Here is a 4,148-nt window from a genome sequence, read left to right on the forward strand (position 1 = left end):
GTACTGCGGGCCGCGGTCGGCCGACGGTTCGGCGTGGCTGTCGCGGCTGCGCACGAAAAATCCCGAGTGCGGCCGTGACACGAAGTAGCCCAAGGCCACCAACCGGTCGTAGGCATCGACCACGGTATAGACGCTGACCCCGTGCGCATGCGCGAATTGCCGAATCGAAGGCGCCTTGGCGCCCGGGCGCAGCGCCCCGCTGCGAATCAGGTCCCGAAACCCATCGACGATTTGTTGCACCAGGGGCGTGGGGTGTTGGGGGTCGAGCGTGAACATCGTGTTGGGGGCTGTATCGGGCACGGCGGCAGTACAGTGCATCGACCGCCGCCCATCGGCTGTATATGGTATCGGGGCCGCCCACCCCTTTACAGTCAAGGCTCGACCAGGGCCGCGCGTTTTCATGCCCGCGCCGCCCCCCGACCCGCCGTTGACGCCCCGCACCCCCGGAGACACCTCATGCACCGCGATCCCCAACTGTCCACCGCCGCCAAAACCAACGCCACGCTGATGGCGCGCCGCCGCGCCGCCCTGCCCGCGGGGCTGGGACAGACCTACGAAGTTTTTGCCGAGCGTGCCGAAGGCGCCGAAGTCTGGGATGTCGAAGGCAAGCGCTACATCGACTTTGCCGGCGGCATCGCCGTGCTCAACACCGGCCACCGGCATCCCAAGATCGTCGAAGCCGTCAAGGCCCAACTGGACAAGGTGCACCACACGTGCTTTCAGGTACTGGCCTACGAACCGTACGTCGAGCTGGCCGAGCGCCTGTGCGCCAAGGCACCCGGTCATTTCCCCAAGAAAGCGTTCTTCCAGTCCACGGGGGCAGAGGCGGTCGAAAACGCCGTCAAGATCGCCCGTGCTGCTACTGGGCGACAGGCCGTCATCGCCTTTGGCGGTGGCTTCCATGGCCGCACGCTGCTGGGCATGGCGCTCACCGGCAAGGTGGCGCCCTACAAGGCGGGCTTCGGCCCCTTCCCGGCCGAGATCTACCACGCGGAGTTTCCCAATCCGCTGCACGGCATCTCGGTCGATGACGCGCTGCGCAGCCTGCACCACCTGTTCAAATACGACATCGAGCCCGAGCGTGTTGCGGCCATCATCCTCGAGCCCGTGCAGGGCGAAGGCGGCTTTTACGTCGCGCCGTTCGAGTTTGCCCGCGCCTTGCGCGAGCTGTGCGACCGCCACGGCATCGTCCTCATCGCCGACGAGGTGCAAACCGGCGCGGGTCGCACCGGCACCTGGCTGGCATGCGAGCAATGGGGCGTGGCGCCCGACCTCATCACCATGGCCAAGAGCATGGCGGGCGGCTTTCCCATCGCCGCGGTCATCGGCAAGGCCGAGATCATGGACAAGCCCCTGCCCGGGGGGCTCGGCGGCACCTACGCCGGCCACCCGCTGGCTTGCGTGGCCGCGCTGGCGGTGCTCGACGTGTTCGAGGAAGAAAACTTGCTGGCCCGCTCGCGCGCCATCGGCGAGCGGCTGCGTGCGGGGCTGACGGCGCTCATGGGACAGCACCGCGAGATCCTGGACGTGCGCGGGCTGGGCGCCATGGTCGCCATCGAGCTGTTCGAAGACGGCGACATCAACCGCCCGGCGGCGGATCTGACCAAGCGCCTGTGCGCCGAAGCGCTGCAGCGCGGCTTGGTGCTGCTGTCGTGCGGCTTGTACGGCAACGTCATCCGCATTCTGGTGCCACTGACCGCCAGCGACGCACTGCTGGACGAGGGCCTGGCCATCATGGGCGAGGCGCTGAAGGCGGCAAAGAGGAGCGGTCAAAATCCGTGAAACAGGAAATCGAGCGCTGACGCGATGGCGTCATGGTGGTCGGCGAGATTGCCTACCCGCTGCCGCCGCACGCGGCGGGGTACGGCGGCCAACTTGGGAGTCTCCAGAACCACCGTGATGCCCCCGACATCGAAGACGGGCATCAGTCGCTCGGGTGGCGCCATACCACTCATGGTATCGAGCCGGCGCAAGGGGATCACCACCGTGGTGTGCAGTCCGTCCAGCAGATCATCGGCGCTCTCGCTCGCCGCGCACCACCTCGCGTAAGTACGCATCACAGAGCTGGTGGAGGCTGTGCACATGGTCGGCAATCCCGCAACCGAACCGGCCTTGGGGCGCGTCGCCCCGCTCACGCCCCCGAGATGGAACGGCCGCCGACTGGAGGCAACTCACCGCGACCCGGGTGCTGGCGAGCCATGTCCCCGGCGTGGGAACATTCCTCCAATAACCACGCCCTGAACACGCCCAGCGCGGCCCGTTCGGGGCCGCCGGGTTGCACCCAATAATAAGCGCGCTGCGCCTTGAGCGGCCGCGGGCAAGCCACGACCAGCGCGCCGCTGGCCAATTCGTCCTGCACCAGCAGCGTGGGCATGAGGGCCACGCCCAGCCCCGCGATGGCCGCAGCCGCCTGCATGGAAAACAACTCGTACCGGGGGCCTGCCATCGCGCGCGGCGCGTCCACGCCCTGCGCGTCAAACCACTGACGCCACGCCTCGGGTCGGGTGGCTTGCTGCAGCAGCGGCCAGTGGGCCAACACCTCGGGATCGACGCCTTCACCCACGTCGGCCCCCGCGGCTGTCAGCAGGCGCGGGCTGCACACGGGCAGCACATCCTCGTCCAGCAGGGGAGTGGCACGCGTGCCGGCCCATTGCTGCAACTGCTGCGGCGTGCCGGCCCAGATGGCCGCGTCCAGGCCACTGTCGGGGAACAGAAACGGGCGCGTGCGCGTCTCCAGGTGCACCAGCAAGTGGGGCTGACGTGCGGCAAGCCGCGGCAGGCGCGGGATCAGCCAGCGCGTGGCAAAGGTGGGAACGGTGGCCAGCGTGACGCTGTCGCCCTGCCCTTGGCGCCCCATCACGTCCACCACGTCGCGCTCCAGCGCATCCAGCCGTTCACGCACTTGGCGTGCGTAGTCTTCCCCCGCGGGGGTCAGCGCCATGCCGTGCTGCGTGCGCCGAAACAGCCGCACGCCTAAAAACGCCTCCAGCGCCGCCACCTGGCGCGACACGGCCCCTTGGGTGAGCGCCAGTTCTTGCGCGGCGCGCGTGAAGCTTTGGTGGCGCGCAGCGGCCTCGAAGCATTGCAGGGCCTGAGTGGAGGGCAGGCGGCGACGCACAGTGGTCCTTTCAGATATGCGTTGAGATCATAACCGACGCAGAAAAATTCGTTTGCGCGGGCGCGAGCCAGCCACTACCATGCCTTCGACTGGCGTGCGACGCGCCCCCTCTTTTCATCACACCAAGGACACACCATGAGCCAACCCAAGATTGCCTTCGACTGGGCCGACCCGTTTTTTCTGGACGATCAACTCACGCCCGATGAGCGCGCCGTGCGCGATGCGGCACGCACTTACTGCCAAGAGCGGCTGCTGCCACGTGTGCAAGAGGCGTTCCGGCACGAGAAAACCGACCGCGCAATCTTCAACGAAATGGGCGAAATCGGCCTGCTCGGCCCCACCATCCCCGAGCAGTACGGTGGCGCCGGGCTCAACTATGTGAGCTACGGATTGATCGCGCGCGAAGTCGAGCGGGTGGACAGCGGCTACCGCAGCATGATGAGCGTGCAGTCTTCGCTGGTGATGGTGCCGATCCACGAATTCGGCACCGAGGCGCAGAAACAAAAATACCTGCCCAAACTGGCCACAGGCGAGTGGGTCGGCTGCTTTGGCCTGACCGAGCCCAACCACGGCAGCGACCCGGCTAGCATGATCACCCGCGCGCGCAAGGTGCCGGGTGGATACACGCTCACCGGCGCCAAGATGTGGATCACCAACAGCCCGATCGCCGACGTGTTCGTGGTCTGGGCCAAGGACGACGAGGGACAGATCCGTGGCTTCATCCTGGAAAAAGGCTGGAAGGGATTGTCTGCCCCGGCGATTCACGGCAAGGTGGGCTTGCGCGCATCCATCACCGGCGAAATCGTGATGGACCAGGTCTTTTGCCCTGAGGAAAACGCCTTCCCCGGCGTGCGGGGGCTCAAGGGGCCGTTCACGTGCCTCAACAGCGCGCGCTACGGCATCGCCTGGGGCGCGCTGGGCGCAGCCGAGGACTGCTATCACCGCGCGCGGCAATATGTGCTGGATCGCCAGCAGTTCGGCCGGCCACTGGCCGCCAACCAGCTCATCCAGAAAAAGCTGGCCGACATGC

The 4,148-nt window shown here is 67.1% G+C and carries 5 protein-coding genes; 2 read left to right on the plus strand and 3 right to left on the minus strand.

Going from position 1 to position 4,148, the window contains the following annotated elements; all coding sequences use genetic code 11:
* Positions 1–276: winged helix-turn-helix domain-containing protein (locus Q0716_RS07620; RefSeq protein WP_299021584.1), on the minus strand; the 276-nt coding region annotated here is incomplete at its 3' end.
* A gap of 180 nt (positions 277–456) precedes the next feature.
* Here Q0716_RS07620 and gabT point away from each other — a divergent pair.
* Entirely contained in the window at positions 457–1,782 is a 1,326-nt protein-coding gene (gene gabT, locus Q0716_RS07625; RefSeq protein ID WP_299021585.1) for a 4-aminobutyrate--2-oxoglutarate transaminase, read from the plus strand.
* Here gabT and Q0716_RS07630 read toward each other — a convergent pair.
* Positions 1,770–2,084: a CcdB family protein gene (locus Q0716_RS07630; RefSeq protein ID WP_299021587.1), complete on the minus strand. Its 315-nt coding sequence runs from the start codon at positions 2,082–2,084 to the stop codon at positions 1,770–1,772. The two genes, gabT and Q0716_RS07630, sit on opposite strands and share 13 nt — an antisense overlap.
* Before the next feature lie 47 nt (positions 2,085–2,131).
* Complete coding sequence (locus Q0716_RS07635; RefSeq protein WP_299021589.1) at positions 2,132–3,118, minus strand: LysR substrate-binding domain-containing protein; 987 nt, start codon at positions 3,116–3,118, stop codon at positions 2,132–2,134.
* 135 nt (positions 3,119–3,253) lie between these two features.
* On the opposite strand from Q0716_RS07635, the gene Q0716_RS07640 reads away from it, so the two are divergent.
* A partial coding sequence (locus tag Q0716_RS07640) for an acyl-CoA dehydrogenase family protein (RefSeq protein ID WP_299021591.1) occupies positions 3,254–4,148 on the plus strand: 895 nt, incomplete at its 3' end.

This window comes from uncultured Tepidimonas sp., assembly GCF_938045175.1.
Lineage (GTDB): Bacteria > Pseudomonadota > Gammaproteobacteria > Burkholderiales > Burkholderiaceae_C > Tepidimonas.

Bases quoted from the DNA above. Each gene is read 5' to 3' on its own strand.
- gabT (WP_299021585.1), top strand. From the start codon at position 457: ATGCACCGCGATCCCCAACTGTCCACCGCCGCCAAAACCAACGCCACG.
- Q0716_RS07630 (WP_299021587.1), bottom strand. From the start codon at position 2,084: ATGTGCACAGCCTCCACCAGCTCTGTGATGCGTACTTACGCGAGGTGG.